The sequence below is a fragment of the Coriobacteriaceae bacterium genome (assembly GCA_025757745.1).
Classification (GTDB): domain Bacteria; phylum Actinomycetota; class Coriobacteriia; order Coriobacteriales; family Coriobacteriaceae; genus Collinsella.
In genome coordinates this window covers 567499-591514 of the sequence record CP107217.1, presented here as the reverse complement: position 1 = coordinate 591514, position 24016 = coordinate 567499, and the positions used below count along the sequence as shown (strand labels likewise).

At 55.9% G+C, this 24016-nt stretch carries 23 protein-coding genes; 12 read left to right on the top strand and 11 right to left on the bottom strand.

Going from position 1 to position 24016, the window contains the following annotated elements:
• The first annotated feature begins 13 nt into the window (after positions 1-13).
• The gene (locus tag OGM60_02430) at positions 14-628 is read left to right on the top strand and encodes an L-2-amino-thiazoline-4-carboxylic acid hydrolase (protein UYI99664.1); all 615 of its coding nucleotides are present in this window, start codon (positions 14-16) and stop codon (positions 626-628) included.
• Complete coding sequence (locus tag OGM60_02425) at positions 625-1425, top strand: ZIP family metal transporter (protein UYI99663.1); 801 nt, start codon at positions 625-627, stop codon at positions 1423-1425. Before OGM60_02430 ends, OGM60_02425 begins: the two co-directional genes overlap by 4 nt.
• Positions 1426-1618: 193 nt before the next feature.
• On the opposite strand, the gene OGM60_02420 is transcribed toward OGM60_02425, so the two are convergent.
• Positions 1619-2077, bottom strand: coding sequence for a VOC family protein (locus tag OGM60_02420; protein ID UYI99662.1), 459 nt, complete (start codon positions 2075-2077; stop codon positions 1619-1621).
• Positions 2078-2498: 421 nt separating this feature from the next.
• Here OGM60_02420 and OGM60_02415 point away from each other — a divergent pair, with 421 nt between their 5' ends.
• Together OGM60_02415 and OGM60_02410 are read left to right on the top strand one after the other, a co-directional pair.
• Positions 2499-2708 (top strand): hypothetical protein, encoded by a 210-nt coding sequence (locus OGM60_02415; protein UYI99661.1) that lies wholly within the window; start codon positions 2499-2501, stop codon positions 2706-2708.
• 124 nt (positions 2709-2832) lie between these two features.
• Positions 2833-3141 carry a TfoX/Sxy family protein gene (locus OGM60_02410; protein UYI99660.1) on the top strand — a complete coding sequence of 103 codons (309 nt, stop codon included), beginning with the start codon at positions 2833-2835 and terminating at the stop codon, positions 3139-3141.
• 118 nt (positions 3142-3259) lie between these two features.
• Here the strand turns inward: OGM60_02410 and OGM60_02405 are convergent, their stop codons facing one another.
• The gene (locus tag OGM60_02405) at positions 3260-3514 is read right to left on the bottom strand and encodes a hypothetical protein (protein UYI99659.1); all 255 of its coding nucleotides are present in this window, start codon (positions 3512-3514) and stop codon (positions 3260-3262) included.
• 168 nt (positions 3515-3682) lie between these two features.
• Complete coding sequence (locus OGM60_02400; GenBank protein ID UYI99658.1) at positions 3683-4318, bottom strand: GyrI-like domain-containing protein; 636 nt, start codon at positions 4316-4318, stop codon at positions 3683-3685.
• A gap of 1129 nt (positions 4319-5447) precedes the next feature.
• Between OGM60_02400 and OGM60_02395 the strand changes: the two genes are divergently transcribed.
• From OGM60_02395 to OGM60_02385, 3 genes are all read left to right on the top strand, one after another.
• Positions 5448-5921 (top strand): LytTR family transcriptional regulator, encoded by a 474-nt coding sequence (locus tag OGM60_02395; GenBank protein ID UYI99657.1) that lies wholly within the window; start codon positions 5448-5450, stop codon positions 5919-5921.
• Positions 5914-6393, top strand: a complete 480-nt coding sequence (locus OGM60_02390) for a DUF3021 family protein (protein UYI99656.1) — start codon at positions 5914-5916, stop codon at positions 6391-6393. Before OGM60_02395 ends, OGM60_02390 begins: the two co-directional genes overlap by 8 nt.
• Before the next feature lie 580 nt (positions 6394-6973).
• On the top strand, positions 6974-7393 hold the full coding sequence (locus tag OGM60_02385) for a YjdF family protein (protein UYI99655.1): 420 nt from the start codon (positions 6974-6976) through the stop codon (positions 7391-7393).
• 208 nt (positions 7394-7601) lie between these two features.
• On the opposite strand, the gene OGM60_02380 is transcribed toward OGM60_02385, so the two are convergent.
• Both OGM60_02380 and OGM60_02375 read right to left on the bottom strand, forming a co-directional pair.
• Positions 7602-8051 carry a hypothetical protein gene (locus OGM60_02380; protein UYI99654.1) on the bottom strand — a complete coding sequence of 150 codons (450 nt, stop codon included), beginning with the start codon at positions 8049-8051 and terminating at the stop codon, positions 7602-7604.
• A gap of 850 nt (positions 8052-8901) precedes the next feature.
• Positions 8902-9069 carry a hypothetical protein gene (locus OGM60_02375; protein UYI99653.1) on the bottom strand — a complete coding sequence of 56 codons (168 nt, stop codon included), beginning with the start codon at positions 9067-9069 and terminating at the stop codon, positions 8902-8904.
• 834 nt (positions 9070-9903) lie between these two features.
• Here OGM60_02375 and OGM60_02370 point away from each other — a divergent pair.
• From OGM60_02370 to OGM60_02360, 3 genes are all read left to right on the top strand, one after another.
• The gene (locus OGM60_02370; protein UYI99652.1) at positions 9904-11190 is read left to right on the top strand and encodes an MFS transporter; all 1287 of its coding nucleotides are present in this window, start codon (positions 9904-9906) and stop codon (positions 11188-11190) included.
• A gap of 259 nt (positions 11191-11449) precedes the next feature.
• The gene (locus OGM60_02365; GenBank protein UYI99651.1) at positions 11450-12919 is read left to right on the top strand and encodes an Msr family ABC-F type ribosomal protection protein; all 1470 of its coding nucleotides are present in this window, start codon (positions 11450-11452) and stop codon (positions 12917-12919) included.
• A gap of 841 nt (positions 12920-13760) precedes the next feature.
• A complete protein-coding gene (locus tag OGM60_02360; GenBank protein ID UYI99650.1) occupies positions 13761-15296 on the top strand; it encodes a serine/threonine protein kinase in 1536 nt (511 codons plus the stop codon).
• Positions 15297-15994: 698 nt separating this feature from the next.
• On the opposite strand, the gene OGM60_02355 is transcribed toward OGM60_02360, so the two are convergent.
• From OGM60_02355 to OGM60_02340, 4 genes are read right to left on the bottom strand one after another with little or no spacing between them, the layout of a single operon-like run.
• The gene (locus OGM60_02355) at positions 15995-16795 is read right to left on the bottom strand and encodes an N-acetylmuramoyl-L-alanine amidase (GenBank protein ID UYI99649.1); all 801 of its coding nucleotides are present in this window, start codon (positions 16793-16795) and stop codon (positions 15995-15997) included.
• A complete protein-coding gene (locus tag OGM60_02350) occupies positions 16785-16922 on the bottom strand; it encodes a hypothetical protein (GenBank protein UYI99648.1) in 138 nt (45 codons plus the stop codon). The genes OGM60_02355 and OGM60_02350 overlap by 11 nt, the downstream gene beginning before the upstream one ends.
• Positions 16915-17127, bottom strand: a complete 213-nt coding sequence (locus OGM60_02345) for a hypothetical protein (protein UYI99647.1) — start codon at positions 17125-17127, stop codon at positions 16915-16917. Before OGM60_02345 ends, OGM60_02350 begins: the two co-directional genes overlap by 8 nt.
• Positions 17124-17342: a hypothetical protein gene (locus tag OGM60_02340; protein ID UYI99646.1), complete on the bottom strand. Its 219-nt coding sequence runs from the start codon at positions 17340-17342 to the stop codon at positions 17124-17126. Before OGM60_02340 ends, OGM60_02345 begins: the two co-directional genes overlap by 4 nt.
• A 157-nt stretch (positions 17343-17499) precedes the next feature.
• Here OGM60_02340 and OGM60_02335 point away from each other — a divergent pair, with 157 nt between their 5' ends.
• A complete protein-coding gene (locus OGM60_02335; GenBank protein ID UYI99645.1) occupies positions 17500-17886 on the top strand; it encodes a hypothetical protein in 387 nt (128 codons plus the stop codon).
• Between the two features lie 135 nt (positions 17887-18021).
• On the opposite strand, the gene OGM60_02330 is transcribed toward OGM60_02335, so the two are convergent.
• Together OGM60_02330 and tet are read right to left on the bottom strand one after the other, a co-directional pair.
• A complete protein-coding gene (locus tag OGM60_02330; GenBank protein UYI99644.1) occupies positions 18022-18720 on the bottom strand; it encodes a hypothetical protein in 699 nt (232 codons plus the stop codon).
• Positions 18721-19241: 521 nt separating this feature from the next.
• Positions 19242-21161: a TetM/TetW/TetO/TetS family tetracycline resistance ribosomal protection protein gene (gene tet, locus OGM60_02325; protein ID UYI99643.1), complete on the bottom strand. Its 1920-nt coding sequence runs from the start codon at positions 21159-21161 to the stop codon at positions 19242-19244.
• Positions 21162-22146: 985 nt separating this feature from the next.
• Between tet and OGM60_02320 the strand changes: the two genes are divergently transcribed.
• Positions 22147-23967, top strand: a complete 1821-nt coding sequence (locus tag OGM60_02320; protein ID UYI99642.1) for a hypothetical protein — start codon at positions 22147-22149, stop codon at positions 23965-23967.
• Positions 23968-24016: the final 49 nt, after the last annotated feature.

Here is a 24016-nt window from a genome sequence, read left to right as displayed (position 1 = left end):
GATGGGAATGCCCATGGCCATGTGGGCAGTCTTTGCGAAGTCCTTTCAAGCGCAGCTGACGGCGGTGCTGGGCTACGACCCGGACATCGCACGTAAGATCACGGAAAAGGCCAAGCCCAAGTACCGTGAGATCATCGCAAAGCTGCCCGAATTTGAAAAAGGTGATCGGTTCAGCATGAACATCATTGGCTGCGCCATGCTGGGGGCGTTTGTCCTCTCCATGCCGCGCCGTCCCGATGTGGAAAGCCTTACCGACTACTATGAGAAAGCTCAGATGACGCTGCTGATGAAATGGTTCTGCCGCCAAAGTGGCAAGTCAAAGTTCACGTCCAAGGATATTGCCGGAATGAAGGCCACTGCCACTCTGAAAGCCGCTGACCGCAACCCGTATTCGTGGAATATGGACTTCATCGAGTACCCGGACGGCAGCGGCTATGAGGGGCGCTTTACAAAGTGCGGCATCTGCACACTGATGAAAGAGCTGGGACTTTATGACCTGACACCCGCCATGTGCCATTTGGACTACACCATGAGCGAAGCGGGCGGCGTGACGGATTTTGTGCGCGAGTATACCCTGGCCTCCGGCGGGCCCTACTGCGACTGCGGGTACAAAAAGAAGCGGATATGAGAAAGGCGACCAACTTCATGAGCCAAACCGTTTACGGCATCCTGACCCCCTTTCTCGGTACAGCGCTGGGCGCGGCCTGCGTATTCTTTATGCGCAGACAGCTCAGCGACGTCCTGCAGCGCATTTTGACCGGTTTTGCCGCCGGCGTAATGGTGGCAGCCTCTGTGTGGAGTCTGCTGATTCCTGCGATGGAACAGGCAGCATGGATGGGAAAGCTGTCGTTTGTTCCGGCGTTTGTCGGATTTTGGATCGGCATTCTGTTCCTGCTGGGACTGGATCACCTGATTCCCCACCTCCATGCTAAAAGCAACCAGGCAGAGGGGCCGAAAAGCCAGCTCAAAAAAACGACCATGATGGTGCTGGCTGTGACGCTTCACAACATCCCGGAGGGAATGGCCGTAGGGGTCGTCTACGCGGGGGCCCTCTCTGGCAGCGCGCAAATCACGGCAACTGGCGCTCTGGCGCTGTCAATTGGCATCGCCATTCAAAACTTTCCGGAGGGGGCCATCATCTCCATGCCGCTCTGGGCAGAGGGCGAGAGCAAGGGACGGGCGTTTGTTGACGGTGTGCTTTCCGGCATCGTAGAGCCGATCGGGGCTGTGCTGACCATTCTTGGCGCAGGGCTAATCGTCCCGGCCCTCCCGTATTTGCTGAGCTTTGCCGCAGGTGCAATGCTTTATGTGGTAGTGGAGGAGCTGATTCCGGAAATGTCCCAAGGCAAGCATTCCAACCTTGGCACGCTTGCCTTTGCTATGGGCTTCGGCATCATGATGGCGCTGGACGTGGCACTGGGATAAACCGAGCGACTAACCATCATCATCACCACCATCGCCGACAGAACGCCCACCATGGGCTATGCGCATATCAAAAGTCCAAATAGGAAGCATATCTATGTTGTCTTCCCGACCGGACGGATAGGCACATCCGGCACGGCATCAATCGCGCGGATCGCATCCCGACACAGGACGCGATCCGCGCCAGAACAGAAGATCAGTTCTCCAGCGGCTGCATGATCTCCAATATGATTCCATCTGGGTCCCGGAGGTAGAAGGCCTTGCTCCGGCCAAAGCCCTCCTGCCTAAAATCAAATTCCTGGGGAGAGGAAAAGCACTCCACACCCTGCTCCACCAGTTTTTGATAGGCCCTGTCGGCATCCTCCGTATAGAAGCAAAGCTCCGAAATGGAGGTGGTGAAGAGGTCCATGGGGATGCGCTGGACATCATCATTCACGAACTGGATGAGCTCCACCGGCGGCATATGCAGCTGATCCGAGCCGTTCAGATAAGCAACCCGGGCCTTGCAGTTTTCCCGCCGGAATATCGCCTCCGTCTCCTTTCCCTCCATCAGGATCTCCCCCTGATACCGAAGGCCCAGCACATCCCGATAAAACGTCACGGAACGGTCCAGGTCGCTGACGGTCAATCCGACATGATAGATTTGCCCAATCATAGGCTCCTCCTCGTTAGTTGCTTTATGTTGACTCAACAAAGGCGTGAATCAGGAAGACAGACCCGGCTGATATCATCGCATTTACCCACCACGGTCGCTAGCGGTTTTGTTATCGCTCTCGTACAAAGCTAAACTCAGGGCTTTGAGTTTTAGCCTCCATCTCAAAGGGCACGGCAACTTCCGAGCAACAGAAGACGAGAACGCCTTCATGAGCTCGGACTTGCCGGAGCGGCGCATCCCCGTGATCACCTTGATGTCCCGGGTGCCCTCGAGCGCCCAAAGCCGCTCCATGTGTGCATTGCGGTCTACCCAAGTCATCATTCGCTCCTTCTCGGTTTCGAAACTCTAATTATTTGAAAGTTTCGAAACCGAGAAGGCAATATGCCCTCGGTCCGCGCAAGAGTGGATGGGGAACACGGCCATGCAGGAGGTCGCGACCGTGCTCGTGGCGCACTCCGGCTTGGTACCCGAGGGCTCCTCGCGCTCGCGCGCCGCATCCGAGCTCGCCGAGATGTTCGCCAGGGCCGACGGCGGAACCGAGGCGTTGCCCGACAAGGGGCCCGACGCCGCAGCTCGCTCCGCGCTCGAGTTCCTTCGCAGGTTGACAGAATCGCTCGGGTTGGTAGAATAGCCTGCAGATAGCAAAACCTTCACGGTTTTAGGGGCGGACTTGCGCAAGCGACTCTGCCCTATTTTTATATTCACTCGCTATAGGAGACGGGTGATACCTGGGTCAATTAAGGGAGGGGCATCGCATGGCGTCAAGCGCAGAATACCTGGAATACGTCCTCGACCTGCTGACCGACGTGCCGGAGGTCTCGCATCGGAAGATGATGGGCGAGTATCTGCTCTATGCGTCGGGCAAGCTCTTCGGCGGCGTCTACGACGACCGCTTTCTGGTGAAGAGCACGGAGTCCTCGCGCGCGCTGCTCTCGGTGCCCGCCGTGCCCTACGAGGGCGCTGCGGAGATGCTGCTCGTGGACGTGGAGGACAAAGCCGCCGTGCGCACCATCGTGGAGGGCATGCTTCAGGAGCTGCCCGAGCCGAGGAAGCGCCGGGCGTAGATTCCCGCGGGTCTGCATATCGTCGCCGGCATCAATCACCCGTGCCTGCTCATATGGCGATTGCGCCATCACCATGCTTAGAAACCGAAGACTTCCTAGGACTCCTCCAGGAGACCTCCTAGGAAGTCTTCGGGTACCCTACGCGGCAGTTATGGCGCTTACCGTGGTACTCGAGCAACGGCTCGTTGTCGAGATCCAGCAGGTCAATGTAGATGTTGTTGATGGACGGATCCTTCTGAGCAACAGAGGCGGAGAACGCCTTCATAAGCTCGGACTTGCCGGAGCGGCGCATCCCCGTAATCACTTTGATGTTTCGGGTGCCTTCGAGTGCCCAGAGCCATTTCATGTATGCGTCGCGGTCTACCCATGCCATCATCCGCTCGTTCTCGGTTTCGAAACTCGAATAGTTTTATAGTTTCGAAACCGAGAAGGCGATGCGCCATCGGCCCGGCCAAGTGCGTGCCGGAAGACTGGACAACCTGTGCAATTTTCGCCGGTCCGCAATTGCGAGCACTCGGAGCGCGCGGCGCCGCTCGTTTCGCTACATCGCCTTGATGGGATGGCGGATCACGGTCTTGAGCTTCTCCGGCGCGCACTTGCGCGGGTCGGAGAGGTAGATCTCGTGATGGAGACGGGATTCGGAAAAGTCGGGGGCATAGCCCTGCTCCGCCGCGAATGCGCGCATGGCGTCTATGGTCGCCGGCTCGCCGTCGTAGGGCCCGGTGTGCATGCATTGAACGCAAAGGCCCTCGTCAACCCTCAGCAGCTCAACCGCCGAGAAGTCCAACTTCTTTTTGGCGGCGGCTTCCGAAACGGCCCAGTCGAAGTCCTCGCGAGTGACGAAGTCGGGCAGGCGGATGCATGAGATGAAGCTGAAGTCGTCCTTCCGCGCATAATCGATTTCGCCATCGGCGCAGTCTTGCCACCAGAAGCCCTCGAGCGGCGGCACGACGAAGTCGAAATAGCCCTCGATTTCCCTCGGACCCTTCTTCGACATCTTGATGGCATATGCGACGCCGTAGAGCAGCGGCAACGCGTTCTGGTACTCGCCGCCCTCGGCATTGGGATCGCCCTTGCCCCGCACGGCGACGTAGCTCATAGGCGGAACGGTTACGACGCCCGGCTTGCCCGACGGCCTGTAGAGCTCCCTGAACTCCTTCTTGAAATCGTATGCCATCGCAACAAACCTCCCTGAGCTTGGGTTTCCGTCGAATCGGTTCAAATATAGCAATGGGCGGGGCTTCGAAGGAAACCGCGCCCATTGGCAGTCATTATAACACAGAATCGAACGTCTGTTCTATTCCCCCTCTTTCACGCTCGTTTGTCGTAGCGCCATTCCAATTGGGTCCAGTTTAGCTGTCAGTTTTGTCCACCTTGCTGCCGAATCCCTCCGCGTGTCCTCACATAGGCGTTTGGGACAAACCCTGGAACAAATTCGCAAACTATTTCGAAACCGCAAGCTCGCAGTTTCGTTTTTGTCCCGGGGACAAAAAAACGGGCGAGTTTTGGGGCTCGGAACCGTCCGAAATGGACACTGAAACGGCTGATTGTCCTCTTTGGCGCCTGTTTAGCGAAGTGAATCGTAGCCAGCGGCTTTATCGTTCTGCATTCCCACAGGTCGGATAGGATGTGTAAAAGCGATGACTAAAAGAATCGTCGCAGGCGGCTTATTCACCCAAGAGTTCAACGGTTCCACTTTCAAATGCATGGGGAAATGCGAATGACCTCAATGTGCTCCCGAACTCGGCGCTAACGTAAACGCCGACTCCGTCGAGCGAAGACAGGCTAATATGAGTCACAACACCGTCTCCAAGGCCGATATGCCCAAGATGGCTTCCAACTGGGGGCAGGGTTTGCCGATAGGGACAACATGAAGAAATGCAGTCCCCTTGGAGTCCTGCTCGGTGATTCCGCCAGCGTTCTTCTCAAGGCAATCCAGAAGAGCAATCGGATCGCCCATCACGTCAGGTGGCTGAGTTGGCATGGAGGGCAAGTTCTTGTTGGCATCCACCCATTGTACGCTCGTCGTCGTGCACGGCCAATCGGACAGCATCCCGGATTCGTTAGCTGCATGCGAGGGGGTTCTTCGAGCTAAGTGCTCTTGAGCATAGCGTTTCACGTACCAGTGTTCATGAGCGGCAAGGATTGCTGTTTCGGGCTCGATCCGAGGATGCGTGACTGCGGTCTCTCTTGCTGTTCAGATCGCCCAGTCTGCATCTTGGTTCCTCGACAGCGCAGCTTGGTTAAACGCCGAAGGTTCAGCTATCTTCGTCAGCTAGCATGAAAGCAATCCGAAGGGAGGACGCATGAAGATCACAATCGAAGAGCGAGAAGCAGCTCAAGATATAGAAGTCACGATCGTCTGCGTAAGGGCCGATCGCCGCGTGCTTGATATAGCGGCTCGGCTGCGCATGCTTGACAGGAAGGTGACGGGCACGGCCGACGGCTGCACGCGCGTGCTGAGCGCAGAAGACGTCCTGTTCATCGAGTCGGTCGACAAGCACACGTTCATTTATACGGCCGACACGGTTCTCGAGACGGGCCTGCGCCTTTACGAGATGGAGGAGCGCCTGGCGGACTGCGACTTCCTGCGCATCGCGAAAGGTTGCATCGTCAACTTCCGCGCGATCACCGCCCTCAAGCCCGACGTCAACGGCAGGATCATCGCCACCTTGGAAAACGGTGAGCAGGTCGTTATCTCGCGCCAGTATGCGCCCGACGTCAAATCGAAGCTCGGTCTGAAGCAGTCGAAACGAAGGAAGGGAGACCGAAATGATTAACAGGGACATTATCGACACCGATAAAAAGACGCCCGCGGAAAACCTCGGACAACTCGTGAAAAGCACCTGTATCGGCTTCACTATTGCCATGATAGCCTTCTTGGCATTAGGGACTTGTTTCGCTGATGACACCGCCAAGCAGGGCATTAACTATTGCTGGTCGATTCTCGCCGCGTGCGTCACCGTCCCCGCGCTGCAGTTCGTGTTCTTCACGCCCGCGGTGATCAGACAGATGGCGTATCCCGCGCGCCTGGCGCTGTTCGACGTTTGCCTCTACGCAGCCCTCTGTGCATTGGCGTTTGTCTTTGCTTGGGTTCCCGTGAACAACCCCGGAGCGTGGGTTACCTTCACGGTTGTCTTTCTCGCCATCCTGGCGGTCCTCACTCTTGCTTTCAACGCCAAGCTGAGCCGCGAGACCCGCGAATTGAACGACAGGCTCGCGGAATACCGCAAGAGCAGGGAGACGGAATAAGGGTATAGCTGAGCATTATCGATGCTGGGCAAATCCTTACTCCCGATCCTCGGATTACCGCCCAGCGCGAGGACCCGATGCTAAGGCCGGCGCAGGGCGATGCTCGGCCCCGTTCGCTACCCCAAGCGCTTCCTGCGCGGTCATGCCCTTGTAGCCCTCGTTTGTACGCATAAGCGGGTTCATGTGCAGGGGATGTCGATCCAGGTGCTGATTGCTCGGTCAGCCTGATCGGATTGGAGGAAGACGACCTCATGTTCAGCATAGGCGATGGCGAAACTTCCTACGTATTGCGGTCTACCCAAGCCATCATTCGGTCCTCCTCGGTTTCGAAACTCGAATTTTTTTAAAGTTTCGAAACCGGGGGGGGGCAATATGCACAGGGATGCATCGAGGAGCAATTCCCAGTCGCGCCATGTCAGCAGCGATGCCGGGCGCATTCACGCGTGCTACAATGCGGACATCAGAGATGAAAACACAGTCCCCGTCGGGTAGTCGTGGGCGTGCGGGAGTCCGCATCAGTAACCTGCCTCCTTGGTTGTCCCTTCTCTGCATGGTCATCTACATAAAGGAGGAACCAGCCATGCAGATCAGCGTGTCGTCCACCCTGACCGTATATCACGACGGGCAATTCTGGGTCGGGCTGGCGGAGCACGTCGAGGACGGAAGGTACGGCGTCGCCCGCATCGTCTTCGGCGCAGAACCGTCCGATGAGGAGATTCAGAAATTCGTTACAAGCAAATGGGAGAAGTTCTCATTCTTCGGTGGCGAACCGGCTGAGGCAAGCAAGCCCGCGAAGAACCCCAAGCGGCGCGCTCGCGAGGCAGCGAAAGCCCTTAAGCGGCCCGCGGTGAGCACCAAGGCACAACAGGCGCTCGCAGCACAGCGGGAAGCGATGAAGCGGGAGTCGGCTCAAGCAAGAGGCCGGCGTCGCGCGGATGAGGCGGAGGCGCGCTTCGAGCGGCGGAAGCTGAAGCGCAAGCAGAAGCATCGTGGGCATTGATCGCCATGTGCAGCAAGGCAAACCATATACAGCAGTGGGGCCAGTTCCACTTGAAGCCGACGCCGCGTAGACGCTAATGGTGACGGCTATGCACGGGCACGGGCGAGCCACTGCACTTCACAGCTTGTTTCTCAAGTATTTGGGACGCACACGCGGCGTTCAAAAATGCGGAGCGACTCCACATGGCTCGAGACTGAGCCGAGGTGCCCTACTTCTCGCCCTCCAGCAGCCCCACGATACGGTCGATGTCGACGGCGAAGTGGGGCCTTCCCTCGCGCTCGTAGCGGTCTAGGTACACCTGGCACTCGGAGACAATGCGCTTGGTGTTGCCGTCGATGATGCGCTGGAGTGTCTCGTAGTAGGCCGAGCCCTCGGTCCTGAAGCGGCGCTGGTAGGCCTTAGTTATGGGGAACATCTTGATGTAGTGGATGCCGTGGCGGCAGCCGGGGCGCGTCGTGGGGCGGGGTGGCAGCGCAAAGTACTGGTCTTTGGGCACGTTGGGGGCGATATTGGAACGCAGCGGCACGGCGAAGTCCCTGCGCTTCCCGCGGAAACGCAGCCTCACCACCACGATGCAGGGGCGATTGTGCTTAAGCATGAGCTCGCGGTCGCCCTCGACAAGGTCGAAGAAATCCTGGGAGATGGATACGATCTTCATCGGTTACGCCCCCTTCATACGAAGCGGGGCCCGCATCGCTGCAGGCCCCTACAGGTGGGCGATATTCTACGCCTTGCGGCACCCCGTCACCCACGGAGGTTAAACGTACACGTAAGCCGTACTCTGAAAGCCGCGGCTTCCGGCAAGTAGTTTATACCACGAAAGGTCGCCTTCAATGCGCATAGCTCGCAAAATAACACTCGCTGGGCCGCCACCCCTGGCAGTAACCCTCCAATCTTCATTGGAGTCAACAGGTCAATTCATATAGTTATGGGGGTGTATCCTAAAGGAAATCAAATTTATATCCCCATAACTAAGGAATTTTCTACTCCCACTCGATGGCGTCGGTTCTGCCGTCCCGTCATTCCAGTTACACCCAGTTTTCGGCATCGACACGGAACGCGTGCCGCCGAATGACGCGATGTCGCGTTTCGTCGGCTTCGGGGACAAAAGTTGGGACAACCTCAAAAAACTTTTTTCAAACTCAGGGCTTTGAGTTTTTATTTTTGTCCCAAGGGGCACGGAGAGCCGCCTTTGGAGGCTCGATATCGCCGAAAACGCCCGTTTTGAAACTCAACCGCCTTTGAGCCTGCAAGCCACCAGCTTCAACAGTAAGTGAGTCGACGCGGGTGGCTTACGAGCCGTTCACAAAACCGCAGGCCACAGGTCTTTGTCAACGATAAGCAAAGTGAATAGTCTCAGGTGGCTTGCCCATGAGTTGGCGTAAGCCTGTTTAGCAAAAGGCTAATCGGACACGACAGGCCGCCCGCATGGCGACGGCGTTTCCCGTGCGGGCACAAACAGCCCTGCGTGCCCTGTCGCGCGATATCCCAATGCGACGTTCAGAACCCTACCCGCCAAGCAGCCACCTCGCGAAATTCAGCACGAGCACGCCCTCCCGGGTATGGGGCTCATGCCTCGTGCGAGTGATGAGAATCTTCGGGAATGCATCCCCGATGGATAGAATCGGCGCAATCTCCCTCTCGAGCGTCGAATCGGCGCCGATATCGTCGCTCACATACACTCTCCTTCCCGGTTTCGAAACCTGGAAGGCAGTATGCGCAAGGATGCGTCGAGGTGCGATCCCAGTCGTACCATGCCAGCAGAGATGTCGAGGCACATTCGTTCATGCTGCAATGCGGGCATCGGAGATGAAAAAAAGCCCGTCGGGTAGTCATGGGCGTGCGGGAGCCCGCATCAGTAACCTGCCTCCTCGGTTGTCCCTTCTTTGCATGGTCGTCTACATAAAGGAGGAACCAGCCATGCAGATCAGCATGCTTGCCCTTCTTGGGTCACGGACCGGGGAGGCGAGGGCCTCCGTCGGGACCGCCCCGAGCAACCGGCATATCCAAGGAATGACAAGGCTCGATCGCTGTGCTGGTCAGGATGCCGAAGCGGGCCGTCCGCCAATCGGAATGCGGGTCAGGATGCTGCAACGTGATTCCAGCTGCAGGATACGGCTCCTTTGCGGTTGCCGCAAAACCTGCTGGCAACATTCTTACTATCCGAATGATGTACGCATCCCTTGGGATCGTTTCGCCTGACCAGGGCCATCTTCAGCGCCTCATCGGCCAGCTCGGCAGGCGCCTCTTCCACGCGTAATAGCCCTGGCGGGTCACCTACGCAACCAAAGATACAAAAGGGATCGAATGGCCAGAAAGGATTGTCCTTGCCGACAGGCAATCCTTGACAAACGAGCTTCAGCCTCCTTAAAATTGCGTGGTTTGCCGAACTGAGTCAACGAAGGAGGGGTGTCGTGGTTGGTCTTTTCCGCACGTGGATGAGCGCCTAAAAAGCGGCGCTGTTATGGCGTCGCGCTGTTTTGCACGCCATTCCACGATTGGACATAACCATGATGTTTGAAACCTCTCGGCGCAGGTCTGTTTCGCTGTGCCATTCATGGCAATTTAAGATTTGTTTCGTATGGGGCGGGGAGCTCGTGTCGACATTGACGAGCTCGATTCTCCAAATGGGTCTCATTTGGCATATCGCCCTCACGACAGGATCATCTTCCCTCCTCTCCCTGGCATCGTTAGCAGGCTTTCTGCCGATTGCTTTGTTCGGAGTCCTTGCGGGCGCCGTTGTCGACAGACTGCCTTTGAAGCGTGTTCTCATCGGCGCCGACCTCTTCGTTGCCGCGGTGGGCGCCGCCTTGGCGATTGCCTCGTTGGCCGGCAGCTTACCTGCGTGGTCAATACTCATCGCCCTGTTTCTCCGCGCAGCTGGCACTTCGTTCTACACGCCGGCCTCCCAATCCCTCACGCCCCATCTCGCCCCGCCAGAGCATCTCGTTCGCCTATCGGGAGTGATGCAAGCGATTCAGTCCGCCGGATACATTCTTGGCGCCGCGCTCGCGGCAGTGATTTATCCTGTGGCGGGCATTACCGCCATGATTGCCCTCGACGTGCTGGGGGCGCTTTTCGCTTCTCTAGCTGTCCTCGCCGCTCAGATAGACGCAGGAGGACTCGACGAAGCCGACCGCAGCTCGTCCTTTTCCAATAAAGTTCGAGAACTTTTCTCTGAGATTTCGGACGGCTACAAGCTGATCAGGGGATACAGGGGGCTGTTCGCCATTCTTTGGTGCGGGTTCGTCTTCGCTTTCGCGTTCTCCCCACTCGCGGCATTGTTCCCAATAATGACCTTGGGACATTTTGGCGGTAGCACGGGGGATGCTGCTTTGGTGGAGGTCCTTTTCTCCGCAGGCATGCTGGCTGGGTCCGGCATTTTGGCGGCCACGGGAGGGTTCCGCAATAGGTCGCTCACCATGGTCGCCGCAATCGCCGGCTTCGGCGTCGTCGCAATCGCATCCGGATTGCTCGGCCCGTCGCTGTTCGCCGATTTCCTACCGGCGAGCTTTCTTATGGGCGCATGCTCCCCGCTGTACGCAGGAACCCAGACTGCCCTTATGCAGGAGCAGATACCTCCTGAGTACCTAGGCCGCGTTTTTGGTCTCTATGGAACCATTATGGCGTGGGCCATGCCCATGGGCCTCGCAGCCCCCTCCGTTTTTGCGCACCTGCTCGGAGCTCCGTTGTGGTCCGTCGGTTCTGGAGCGACCATGACACTGCTTGCGTTGGCGATGCTTCTCGCTCCAAGCGTCCGAAACGTGGGGAAAAAAGATTCCGGGCAGATTCAATAGCCCAAGCATTCGAAAAAGAGGCGGCAGCCATCGGTTCGCGCGTCAGCCTTCAAGCCCTTGCGACGACGAGGTATTGCGCCGACATCCCACATCGCGCTCCTTATTCGCCGCCAACTATCATTTTCGGATTTGCCGGCTTGCGCAAGGCCAAAACGCTCACGCCGGCAATCGGGCAAAGGCGAAAAATCGACGTGAGCGATTCTTTATTGGCATGGCTGCGCTTCCAGAAAACGACAATACACAAAAGGTGGTTCAACTTATGGAACTCATAGTCAAAGCTAAAGACATCTTTTTGGAATATGCCGGCCGCGATATTCTGGACATCGAAGAATTGGAAATCTACCCCTACGATCGCATCGGCTTGGTAGGAGACAACGGTGCAGGCAAAACCAGCCTGCTAAAAATCCTGAGCGGCAATCTAACCATTGCGGACGCCGACGTCAGGCGCTTCGGCAGCATTGCCCTCATCGGCCAGCTCGACGAACTCGACCTTGATGCGGCTCAGGACAACGGCGAGATGCTCTCCCGTCTCAACGTCGCCGAAGTGGCGCAGGAGACGATGAGCGGCGGGGAGGAAACACGCGCCAAGATTGCCTCTGCGCTCTCCCAGCATGCAAGCGCGATCTTCGCCGACGAGCCTACGAGCCACCTCGACCAAGACGGCATCCGCCTTCTCGTCGGACAGCTCAAGGCATTTGATGGGGCCCTGCTCATCGTGAGCCATGACCGTCATTTTCTCGACCAGGTGGTAGACAAGATCTGGGAGCTCAAAGACGGCGGTATTTCCGAATTCTGGGGTGACTACTCCGACTATCTGCGACAGAAAGAAGAAGAGCGCAAAGCTCAGGCGACTCGATACGAAGAGGCAATGCGCGAGCGCGATCGCCTCGAAGCCGCCATCGAAAAACAGCGGAAAAAAGCACGGCAGGTCGACGCCAAGCGGAAGGGTGCGAAAAAAAGCAACGAGTATGCAGGTCGCTTGGGGCATCAGAAAACAACCGGCACCAAGCAGAAGAAAATGCATCAGGCAGCTAAGAACATGGAGAAGCGCCTCGAAGCGCTCGAAGGGATCGAGGCCCCAGATAGCATTCGCGCCGTGCGCTTCCGCCAGAGCAAGGCCCTGGAACTGCACAGCAAATTTCCCATCTCGGCAGATGATTTCAGCTTGAGCTTCGGCAACTGCGTGCTCTATGACCACGCGAAATTCGAGATACCGCTCGGTGCCAAAGTGGCCATCACCGGTGGCAACGGCACAGGAAAGACCAGCCTGCTGAAGGCAATCGTTCGACGCGCCGACGGTATCAACATCTCTCCCAAAGCAGAGATCGGCTACTTCGAACAGACAGGTTACAAGTTCGACGCCCGCCAGTCTGTGATCTCGTTCATGCAGAATGGTTGCGAGTACAGCATGACCGAAATTCGAGGCATCCTCGCCTCTATGGGAATCGGACCGCGCGACCTGACAAAGGACGTTGGCGTTCTCTCGGGAGGCGAAGTCATCAAGCTGCTACTCGCGAAGATGCTGCTGGGCAGATACAACATCTTGCTCATGGACGAGCCTGGAAATTACCTGGACATCAAGAGCGCCGAAGCCCTCGAGCAGATGATGAGCGCCTATGCCGGAACGATAGTGTTCGTCTCCCACGATAAGAGGCTGGTCGAGAACGTCGCAGACATTGTCTACGAAATAAAGGACACCAAGCTAGTCAAAATCTTTCAGCGCGAATAGCCCTAAATGAGCAGGAAATAATCCCCGAACGGAGACAAGGGAGTAAAACGGCAAAGAAAGAGCCTCCGTCCCAACGCAGGGAACGGAGGCTCTTTAATCGCTTTTACTCATCTCCGTCGCTGGTGGCTTTGTCATGACTCTCGTACGAAACGAAACTCAGCGGCATAGTGCGGCACTCAAAATCGCAGGTCAGAACCCTGTCGTCCTACTCCCACTCGATGGCGTCGATTCTGCCGTCCCGTCACTCCAGTTGCACCCAGTTTTCGGTGCCGTCTCGAGCCAAGTGCCGCCAGGTGACACCATGTCGTGCTTCGTCAGCTTCGGGGACAAAAGCTGGGACAGCCTCAAATACTTTTTTCAAACTCAGGACTTTGATTTTTTGTTTTTGTCCCAAAGAGCGCAGCGGGGCGCCTTAGGAGGCTCGATAGCGCTGAAAACGCCCGTTTTGAAACTCAACCGCCCTTTAACCCGCAAGCCGCCAGCTGCAATCGTAGGTGAATTAACGCAGGTGGCTTGCGCGACATTCGCAAAACCCCAGGTCGCAGGGCTTCGCCATCGGCGGGAAAGGTGAGTAGTCTCGGGTGGCTTGCTTATAAGTTAGTGAAATCCTGAAACGTGACAAGACTTATTACACGAATGATGTCGCCAGCTTCGGGATTGCCTCGTCGTCATAATATCCTTTGAGCTAACGAGGATGCCAGCTACGGGGTTGTCGATTTTCTGATGCATTAATAACCAGGCAAAGTCGGATAATCATATGAGCGGAGAGCACAAAAAGATAGCAGCTCATTAAGACAAATATCCTTGGCAGAATGCACTCCGGTGACTAGGATGACGACAGATGAACGAGGAGGACAGAACGATGCCATTACTCAGCGAGCGGTCGCTCGAATCTATTGCAAAGATGTTCGTGGGCGACGAAGGAGAGCTGTTCCACTACTTGTCGGGCCCTCAAATAGTGACATTCTTCAATGACCATTTTGACTTCCGGGACATCTACCAAGGTGGCAACGCTCCTACCAGATGGAGATACGCCGCCGGAAAGATAGCCAGTGTTGCGTCGAGCGGCCGTCTCGATCGTTTTTTCTCAATCGTTCTTGGATTCAAGTATATGGTCAGTACTTTTGGCTGCGATGAAATCGAAGCCCGAGAAAGGGCGGACAAAGCGAAGAAACGGTTCAACCAAGTACTAATCTCCGACGAGCTTGAGATAGTCGGAACAGACGGCGAGATGAAGCTTGTGGTGATTGATTCGGATCTAATCCCGATCGGGAAAGGCGGCTTTGCCGAAGCGTTCAGGCAAAAGTCAACAGGCAGAGTCCTGAAAAAGCTCATGCCCGAAGTAGCCCTTGATGCAAGAAACCGCCATCGCTTCAAGCGCGAATACGAGATAATGAATGATCTTTCGGAGCTGCCAGGGGTTCTCCGTGTCTTTGATTTCGACGAGAGCAATTGCTCCTACACGATGGAGGCCGGCGAGACCACGCTACTAGAGTTCATGGACAATCCTCTATCCGAGCAAGTCAAGATGTCCATAATCGAGCAGATAGTTGGCACCATGGCTGCCATTCACTCGCGCGGATACATTCACCGAGATCTAAGCCCCACGAATATTTTTCTACTGAGCGGCCAACTGAAGATTGCCGATTTCGGGCTTGGAAAGAACTTGAACACACTTTCATCCTACCAAACCACCAACACAAACAATTATGGACAGTGGTTCTACTGTTCACCTGAACAGCTTGTCTATCTAAAAGATGGGGACAAAAGGAGCGATGTCTTTTCCTTGGGCAGGATTATCAACTTCGTGCTCGCCGGACATCCGACAAAAACGAATCATCGTCTTCGACCGCTGGTAGAAAAAGCAACCGCAGACGATCCGTCGAAAAGATACCAGGATGCGGCAGAGTTTTTGAGCGCGATAAAGCGAAGGTTGTCTTCGATAGCAGATGCGGACCGGGAAACGAAACTTGCGGAAAAGGCAGCACGGGGAATCCTCGACGGAGAGGTTGCCGAATGGATTCTCGAAATGACCGATGAGCAGCTGTGCTCACGGGTAGCGTCAAACCCCGCGTTCGCTAAAACGGTTGTCAAATTTACGGAAATCGACAACGGCAATGCGGCCTTTGTCATGGATGCTATCGACCAGAGCATGACGCAAGTCTGCAAGACATGGGAAGACCACGATCCATTTGCCGACATCGCAAAGTCGATTGTTTTAAGCAAGGCGCCATACGACATCAAGGAGCGTGCCTGCCAAACGCTTTCATATGTAGCATGGCAAATCAACCGTTTCCATGCCCAGCATCTGATTGAGGATATTATCACCAGCGGAATAGACCCGATGCTGGAAGACCTTCTCAACGACTCCGTGTAGATTCATTAATGCAGCGCAGGCCTGCGTTCGTCTAGGGAAAACGATACGATAGACGGCATCTTGGTTGCACCCTAGGCCGTTCACCCTTCCGCTCGCTCCCATATAGTTCGATTTCGATAAGCTGAGTCCCAACCGATGGGTGCCATTTATCCGGGTGCACCTGGGGCAACGGGCCGGTAGGCCTGCGCAAGGTCGCTCGCAGAACGCGCAACATCAAACACGACAGAAGAGGCGAACGACAGATGCCGGACTCCGGACGACAGCACCGCGGAAGACGAGCATTCCGACCACAATCGAACGAATCTCGGTCCTAGGCAGGCGCCCGCACGGGCGCCTTTTACTTTTCAGGGACTTAGCCGCGAGCTAATCGGAGACCATAGAGCACTTCAAAACGGTTCAGAACGATAATCAACAAAACCGCAGGTAGAATATGCTGTTTTAAAAATCGTCTCTTACACTCCGCAACGCTCGGAAGCGCTCCGTTCAGGATTGTTCGTAACCCCCCGACCGTCCAAACAAAGAGGCGCAGTCCAAACTTGACCTGCGCCTCTCATCAAAAAGTATTATTTGTTGTATATCAATCCAAGCATCCAAGGGATTGGCATGAGAACGGCCGCCGCCAGCAACACAGGGATGCAAGCCACGATTGCCAGCCCTCCGCCAGCTCCTCGCGAAACCGCCTCACGAGAGCATCTGGCTCACACAGCGCTGCACGGCGGCGTAGTTGGAGCCCAACCGTCGCTTGCGCTCCTCGCCGTTGCCGTAGTCGCCGTTGATGACGGTGCGTGCCAGCGCGTCGATGTCGACCTCGCCACTGCCGGACGAAGAAGAACCGCCGGAACCACCGCCGAGAGAATCCGGTTCACCTCGGCCTGCACCTCGAAGTAGCGCGAGCCCAGGGCCCGTTTACGCGCCTCGCCGTTGCCGAACTCCTCGTTGATGACGCGCCACGCCAGGCTCGCCACGTCACCCGAGGGCGCAGAGCCGCCACTGCCGGAAGACCCCGCAGCCACGGTGTCCGAAGACCCGGCGCCTCGGCAGATGCGCGGGCGCAGGGCCGCCCTGCGCCCGGCGGCGATGTAGGGCGCGGGGCAGATCTTGTCGGTCACGTCGTAGCGGCGGATGACGCCGCCCTCGGAGATGCCGTAGCGCTTCATGAGGGTCTGCACGAGCCAGGCGAGCTTGCCCGCCTCGACCTCGCTGTAGTCCTCGCTAGCGCTCACGGCCTCGATGCCGACGCTGCGGCAGTTCATGAGCCAGTTGCCGGCGTGCCAGGCGGTGTCGCCCTCGGCCACGCTCTGGTAGATCTCGTCGGTGATGTCGCCCACGAAGTAGCGGGCGGACGACCCCTGCCGCTCGTTGTGCGAGAAGTAGATCGCGTTGTTGCGGGCCGACGCCAGAGTCGCCGTGTAGTGGATCACGATGCGGTCGATGGCGTGCGAGCGCCTGCGCGTCATGCGGTCGCTGCCGCACTGCTTGAACAGGATGCTATGCCCCATTGGCGCTGACCTCCTTGAATCCCGCGTCCTCGCCCTCCTCGGGCTTGAAGTCGCTGGGCGTGTCGGGCTCGCAGCCGGGCTCGCGCAACTCCTCCCAGCGCTCCTCCTCGCTTGCGTACTCACTCATAGGAATCGCCCGCCTTTCCCAGCTCGGCAATAACGGGCGAGAGCACGGCCATCACCATGGCCACGCACAGCGCGCGCCGCGTGGGGTCGAGCACGGCCACGCCCATGAGCAGGTCGACGTTGGCCACTACGACGCCCAGGACGCCCTGGACGACCGTGCGCATAAAGCGCCACTGCCGCTCGTTGCTCGTCAGAAAACGGTTCATCTGCCGCTCCTCTCCTCAAGAGCGTCAACGTCGCGCCTGACCACGGCCATGTCCTGCTCGAGCTTGTAGGTGCGCTCGATGAGGCAGTTGTGCTTCTCAACGCGCCGCGCGAGCTCGTCAATCTTGAGCTCCATCACCGCGCGGCTTCGCGAGTTCGACGCGATCACCCCGACCTGCGTCACGACGCCGATGAGCGCCACCGCAATAGACTCCACAAGGACCTCCCAGCAGAACATGGACCAACTTCAACGGCCCCATCATCCGCTGCGGTCACAAATCAGCTGGTAGCTGAATCGCTGCTATAAAAAGCGAGGTAAAATAAGAAAAAGCACAGTAACGATTGTTCGAAAGAGTCGCTAACGGGAGGTAGAAATGGAAAGCCGGCTTTACGAGGAGGGGTACGACGAAAGTCTCTTGAGAGCTGTAGCGGCTCTTAACGAGACTCCTGCATCCACGGAAGCAATCCTGGGCCTGTTGCAAAAACACTGGGATTTGCCTCGAGGAGAAGCGGAGCAGCTGTTGTCGCAGGAACGCTACGAAGGATTCTTCCAGCGTGATTTCGCAAGATACCTGACGATGTACGAAGGCTTTTCCAAAGAAAAGGCAAGGGCATATACGACTAGCCACATGAACCTTCTGGCTCTGCGAAAAATCGAAAGGCCGTGGGCTATCGAGTACAACAGGCTTTATCGCCAGATCGAAAAGCAGAAGCCTCAAATAAAGGGGAAGGTTCACCTATCTTCCGAAATCGAGGAGTAAAGCAGTTCTCGCTACACGCCGCCGCATCCCATCGCCTAACCCACACCACGGGGGCGGCGCGCTCACCCCTGGCAGCAGCGCAGGAAGGGCGCCTGCGCAGCTGCCAGGGGTGCCATTATGCTCAGTCCCAAGCCGCTACCCGGCAGTGAGGTAGCCCGCCTGCCCCTCGCGGTCGATGTGGCACATCGCGTACGTCGTCTGCTTAGAGTCGTAGGTCGTGCCGTTGCCACCCGCGATGGCCTTGCAGTTGTAGAACGTGGAAGAGCCCGTGCACCCGCTCGGCAGCCCCCAGTCGGCATCGACCAGGATGCGCTCAAGGGCGGTGCAGGCACCGAACGTGTAGAGCATGCTAGAAAGCGACGCCAGACTCATGCCCCGCAGATCGAGCTCGGTGAGCGCGGAGCACGAGTTGAACGTACGGTTCATGTAGGCCACGCCGCGCAGGTTCGCCATGCCAGAGACCGAGGTCAGGGCGTTGCAACTGTAGAACCAGTAGTTCAGGTTCACGTTGGCGACCCTCGATGTGTCGGCGGCGATGGTCACGCGCTTCACGCTCTTGCCGAACGAAGCCCAGGGCGTCGCCTGGATCGCGGCGTACTTGGCGTTGGCGCAAAGCGTGTCGGAGGCCAGCACCTCGCGACCTGTCGCATCGGCCTTGGCGAACCCGATCTTGAGCTCGCCGTCGGCGAACAGCGTGGCGTTGAGCCAGGTGCGGACTTCGTACTCGGGGTCAGTCAGAACGCCACCCGCCCCCAGCTTGAGGACGGAGGCGCCGGAGGTCTGGAACGGCACGAAGCCGTCGGTGCCGCCCATTGAGTTCGATTTGAGTTTCACGGGCCCCGAAACGTCCCCGTTTCGGGGCCCGGGGACAAAAATCGCACGTCTACTCACTTGGGATAAATCCTTACTCCCATTCCTCCGAATACCGCCCAGTGCTTTGCCATCTTGAAACACTGGGAGTAAATAGCGAAATAGCAGGTGAAAGGGAGTAAAAGACCAAAGAAAAAGCCTCCGTCCCAACGCGGGAACGGAGGCTAGGAAATCGTTTTTACTCACCGCCGTCGCTGGTGGCTTTGCCATGACTGTCGTACGAAACGAAACTCAGCGGCACAGTGCGTCACTCAAAAGTGCAGGTCAGAACCCTATCAGCCTACTCCCACTCGACAAATTCAAGTATATGAGGAAGTATTTCTCTTGAATTTACAGGTAAAATATTCGCAAATTTGCTAATATTTTACCTGCTATTTTCGGCTGTCAATTTTCTTAGTATCAAAATAGTATCACAAGAGGCTGGAAAATGCAACAGAATTATGTGGAGCTCTACATAATTCTGTAACCTTCTTTGCTGTGGTGTATCAAGTAATCTTACTGAACATATGGCGCACCTTGTCCAGGCGGCTGTTTGGACGGCGGGGCTGGATGACCGGCTCGCCGACAACGGCCTGATACCCTTTCAGTTCTGTCAGGCATACGCTCCGCCCGTTGGTGTAAAAGGCCAGATCAGTACGGTATGCCTGTATGCAGCGGACGGGAATCTCGCCAGTAAAGACAACTTCATCCTTTTTTACTTGGGCCGTTTCGATGGTGGCACAGTATTTCGGCGCATCATGATAAGCTCTGGAAAGGTATTCCTGGGGCGCATAGAGGGTGAAGGAGAGATAAGGTTCCAGCAACTGCGTCCCTGATTCTTTCAATGCCTGTTCCAATACAATCGGGGCCAATGAGCGAAAGTCCGCCGGCGTGCTGATCGGACTATAATAAAGTCCGTATTCAAAGCAAATCTTACAGTCCGTTACGTTCCAGCCGCACAAGCCTTGTTCCAGCCCGTAACGGATACCATCCATGACAGCGTTTTGAAAACTCTGGTTCAAGTATCCCAGGGAAACCCGGCTCTCGTATTGTACACCGGAGCCAAGCGGGAGCGGCGTAACAGACAGCCCGATGGATGCCCAAAATGGGTTGGGCGGCACCTCAATATGGATAGTGTGGCTGGCTGCTTTGAGCGGCCGCTCTAAATAAATGACGGTAGGTTCCTTCACCGCTGTTTCAATCTTGTACTTTTCTGCCAGCAAAGCGGAAACAACCTCCAACTGCACCCGGCCCAAAAAAGAAAGAATGATCTCATGGGTGATGGAATCCACCTCGTAGCGCAAAAGCGGGTCAGTATCCGCAATTTGCGTAAGAGCGTCCAGCAGCCGTTCTCTTTGCGCTGCCGTTTTCGGCGTGATCGCCGTCCGCAGCATGGGGAGGGGGGCATCGCACCACCTTTCACGAGGAAGCCGGGTGTCGTCCCCCAATACGTCGTTTAATCCCACGCTGTCGCTGGGAAGGATGACAATTTCGCCCTTGTGGGCGGTGTCTGTCCGAACAATCTCCCCTTTGGATGGAATACGCATCTCTGTGATTTTCAGCTTTTCTCTCCCGGCCAGGGCCACCGTATCCCGCAGGCGCAGCGTTCCGCTGTATAGCCGCAGATAGATGAGCCGCTGGTCACAATCTGTATACTCCACCTTGAAAACGCTGCCGCATAGGGCGGCGCTCCCCTGTTCCCCAATCGGTTGGAACAGCCCTGTCACCGCATCCATCAACGGTTGAATGCCAAGGCCCTTTTTGGCGCTGCCATGATAGACCGGGAACAGGGAGGCGTCTTGAACCCGCCGCTGTTCCTCCCGCGCAAGTTCTTCCCGGCTGATTGGTTCTCCTGCGATATACTTTTCCAATAATTCATCGTTATTTTCGATGACCGCATCCCATGCTTCTATGTCGGTATTTTCCTCCAGGACTATTTCCGGGGACAGCGACACCGTCTGCTTGATGATAATATCGGCGGAGAGCTTATCCCGAACAGACTGATACACGCCTTGCAAATCAACGCCAGTTTGGTCAATCTTATTGATAAAGATAACGGTGGGAATGTCCATTTTCCGCAGGGCATGGAACAGAATACGGGTCTGGGCCTGCACGCCATCTTTAGCGGAGATCACCAAGATGGCCCCATCTAAAACAGCCAAAGAGCGGTACACCTCCGCCAAAAAATCCATGTGGCCGGGCGTATCCACAATGTTGACTTTACATCTGCGCCACAGGAAGGAAGTGACTGCCGCTTGAATGGTAATCCCACGCTGCCGCTCCAAAAGCATGGTGTCCGTCCTCGTTGTCCCTTTTTCGACGCTCCCCGGTTCTGAAATGGCTCCGCTGGCATATAGCAGGCTCTCCGTCAAGGTTGTCTTTCCAGCGTCTACATGGGCAAGAATCCCGATATTGATAATGTTCATGTCTATCCTCCATACAAGGCCCAAATGGGCGCAAAAATCCCCAGCGGCTAATACTTTTACCGCTGGGGATCATGACTTCGGACAAACAGAAGTATGACGGCTTACATGAGCCGCTGTCCGTCACGATATTTACTAAAAAGGCAAAAGTATTCTTAAATTGGGTACAAAAACTAAGCCCCTGCAAGGGGCAAGCATTTTTGCGCCCATTATCAAATTTTATTTAAGATTACCTTGCCGCATATTTGGTAGACTCCTCAAATCAAGATAATAACAGTATATCATAGTACGCTCTAAAAACAAGAAATTATTTTACCCGATTCCCCAAATAAATCAGGAGGGCATTCACTGGAACACCCTCCGGTTTTGGTGATTACCGTGCGCCTACCCTTGTTTTTTGCCTTGCGGCCCGTTTCCGTTCCTTTTCAGCCTGTTCCTGCTGGTAAGCGGCCTCTAATATTCTGTCCGCCTGTTCCGTGCCAATGGCCCGCCTGACCCGCTCGTAGTCCCTGACCTTTCCCTTTAGACTGTCTCTCTCGGCGCAGACCTCGTAAATCCTTTCTGACAAAGAACTGTTTTTGCTGACCTCCCGGCCATAGTAAGTGAATCAGCGCGGGTGGTTTGCGCGCCATTTGCAAAACCCCAGGTCGCGACCCTTCGCCATTCGTGGGAAAAGTGAGTAGTCTCAGGTGGCTTACTCATGAGTTGAACCGCTTTCGCGATTAGGGGCCTAATAGCGGCTTCTCCACTAACTGCCCCTGGGTTTGCCTTTGTCCGCCGCACGGGATGGCTCCCGAGGCAACGCGGTGAGATAATGCCATCCAACGCAGGCAATGGAGCCTGAAAATATAGGTGACGGCGGCATGGCCCGAGCCAGCACTTTTGGCCCGCCTCCGTAGCCTCCTTTTTCATATGCGGTCCGCGATACGCCTATGGGAGCGATTCGCTCGTGCAAGGCTGTAAACACGCAGAGAAAACGAGGTATTGGATGAATAGCGAACCGATCTACAAAGAATTCCTTCTTGGAGAAGGCTTAAGCGAGTTGAAGAAAATTCGAGATGGCTGGAGGGATGAAAGCGGCTATTCCGAGTCGAGGGGAGGAACCTCTTTAATACCTGAAAATCTATGCAATGTCTCAGGGTCCGAACGGCTTAACTATACCTTCATCATGGACAGAGCCAATGAGTGCATGTATCGACTGATTTGCGAGTCGATTTCCATGCTTCTTACAGAATATGGATACATAACACTACGTGCCCGCGTTCGCAGAAGCGATGCTTACCAATATCTCCCAAAAGACGGCCTAGCCGGGCCGACCGTCCTCAAAGCGAGCAAGAGGGTGGTCCGCATAATCAAGGTGGATGTCGATGGCTCCCCGAGCGTTTTTGTATTCAAGGAACCTGGATTAGACCAGAGTCTCCCGAAAGAGCTTGAGGATTCGCTGAGGGAAAACTTTGGGGTATCGAAAATCACCTACGTCTCTTTGGTTATGGACGGAGCGAAGAGGGAGGTTCTCAATTACGAGTCGGTGAAGGACGCTACGCCCTACATCTCGGTTAAAGAGTTCTTCCGCCTGTTCTTTCCACAAGAGGAGTTCGACAAATTCGAGGAGGCTGTGGTTGAGCTTAGGCAGAAAGCGCGTTCCTACTATGGCTTGAGCATAACCAAATCGCTTAACCATTTGCGCATGGGCCATTTCAGGAGAGACATCCGAGACCGTCTGATCGGCTACAAACCAGACGTGGAATTGGGGTCCGAACAGAGAATGGCCATAGACAAGAGCTTTGTCGTAGACGGCAGATACTCGGCGTTGACCGGTGACACGGATTTCGCAGTAAGCTTCCAGACCGCAGAATGGCTAAGGGATTCTTTAACGCATGCAGGATGCATAGATTTCGCCCCCATCGCGTTGGAGTACTTCAAATCGCTCGAACAATTCCTGTACAGATTTCTTTACGCCATACATAAGACTTCGAAATCGAAGAGTAGGCGTATTTACTACGGCAAAAAGCTCGGAGAAAACCCTTACTACCTGCCTGCGAAAAGAGATGGCGTTCCCGACAAATCGCGACACATAGAAGTCAAGGACGGAGAAATCGAAATCAACGATGAGCTTTTCACGGATGGTTTCGAATATGTCTTAGACCTCGGTAGGCTCACAAGGTTCTTCGGCGACTATGTTTGCGAGAAGCAGCAGCTGTACAGCCGCAATGAAGACCTTCTCGATACGGCGATAAGCGAGGATACGTACGAGTCGATAATTCGCGCACTCCAAAGCGCTCGAACGATGAGGAACGGCATTGCTCACAAAGACAATCTCTACGATTGGACCGAGATGGAAAGCGCCCGGTCGTCAGTCCTCTTGGCTTTCTACTTAGTCCTAGGTTCTTACAGCATCGATACTGAAATGCGAAGCCTCCTCGGCATCGAAAGCGATTGCGTGCAGAAAAGCGAGGAGTGGAAGCTCTGCAACTACGTGGCATCGGCGGCCGTTCCTAAAGGCAATCCTCTTGAGTTTCCCGTTTTTTATCTCGATGGCGACGATTCCCCCGAGGCCGCCTTGTTTGCTTGCCCCGACGACGAAGAATCCGATCCCGACCGATATGGAAAAGCCCAATCGTTCTCGGGTGTGTACTTCAAGAGAATCGGATCGCATAAGCGTTACGATATCTCGTACCCAACTGACCGTCTTCCCTCATTGGTTGAACAAGGGATGCTGATTATCTGCGGTGAGGGGCTGAAGCTCATGGGGCCTCAAAAGGTCATCTACAGAGACGGAAATTACCTTGGGGACACGAGCGCAGAGTGACTTCGAACCCAGGGCGTGGACCTCGCGCTCCCGCCCTAAAGACCATCGT

Bases quoted from the DNA above. Each gene is read 5' to 3' on its own strand.
- OGM60_02355 (UYI99649.1), bottom strand. From the start codon at position 16,795: ATGGGGCATAGCATCCTGTTCAAGCAGTGCGGCAGCGACCGCATGACG.
- OGM60_02320 (UYI99642.1), top strand. From the start codon at position 22,147: ATGAATAGCGAACCGATCTACAAAGAATTCCTTCTTGGAGAAGGCTTA.
- OGM60_02415 (UYI99661.1), top strand. From the start codon at position 2,499: ATGCAGGAGGTCGCGACCGTGCTCGTGGCGCACTCCGGCTTGGTACCC.
- OGM60_02365 (UYI99651.1), top strand. From the start codon at position 11,450: ATGGAACTCATAGTCAAAGCTAAAGACATCTTTTTGGAATATGCCGGC.
- OGM60_02380 (UYI99654.1), bottom strand. From the start codon at position 8,051: ATGAAGATCGTATCCATCTCCCAGGATTTCTTCGACCTTGTCGAGGGC.
- OGM60_02405 (UYI99659.1), bottom strand. From the start codon at position 3,514: ATGGCATGGGTAGACCGCGACGCATACATGAAATGGCTCTGGGCACTC.
- tet (UYI99643.1), bottom strand. From the start codon at position 21,161: ATGAACATTATCAATATCGGGATTCTTGCCCATGTAGACGCTGGAAAG.
- OGM60_02410 (UYI99660.1), top strand. From the start codon at position 2,833: ATGGCGTCAAGCGCAGAATACCTGGAATACGTCCTCGACCTGCTGACC.
- OGM60_02400 (UYI99658.1), bottom strand. From the start codon at position 4,318: ATGGCATACGATTTCAAGAAGGAGTTCAGGGAGCTCTACAGGCCGTCG.
- OGM60_02345 (UYI99647.1), bottom strand. From the start codon at position 17,127: ATGAACCGTTTTCTGACGAGCAACGAGCGGCAGTGGCGCTTTATGCGC.
- OGM60_02335 (UYI99645.1), top strand. From the start codon at position 17,500: ATGGAAAGCCGGCTTTACGAGGAGGGGTACGACGAAAGTCTCTTGAGA.
- OGM60_02385 (UYI99655.1), top strand. From the start codon at position 6,974: ATGCAGATCAGCGTGTCGTCCACCCTGACCGTATATCACGACGGGCAA.
- OGM60_02395 (UYI99657.1), top strand. From the start codon at position 5,448: ATGAAGATCACAATCGAAGAGCGAGAAGCAGCTCAAGATATAGAAGTC.
- OGM60_02360 (UYI99650.1), top strand. From the start codon at position 13,761: ATGAACGAGGAGGACAGAACGATGCCATTACTCAGCGAGCGGTCGCTC.
- OGM60_02370 (UYI99652.1), top strand. From the start codon at position 9,904: ATGATGTTTGAAACCTCTCGGCGCAGGTCTGTTTCGCTGTGCCATTCA.
- OGM60_02430 (UYI99664.1), top strand. From the start codon at position 14: ATGGCCATGTGGGCAGTCTTTGCGAAGTCCTTTCAAGCGCAGCTGACG.
- OGM60_02420 (UYI99662.1), bottom strand. From the start codon at position 2,077: ATGATTGGGCAAATCTATCATGTCGGATTGACCGTCAGCGACCTGGAC.
- OGM60_02425 (UYI99663.1), top strand. From the start codon at position 625: ATGAGAAAGGCGACCAACTTCATGAGCCAAACCGTTTACGGCATCCTG.
- OGM60_02350 (UYI99648.1), bottom strand. From the start codon at position 16,922: ATGAGTGAGTACGCAAGCGAGGAGGAGCGCTGGGAGGAGTTGCGCGAG.
- OGM60_02390 (UYI99656.1), top strand. From the start codon at position 5,914: ATGATTAACAGGGACATTATCGACACCGATAAAAAGACGCCCGCGGAA.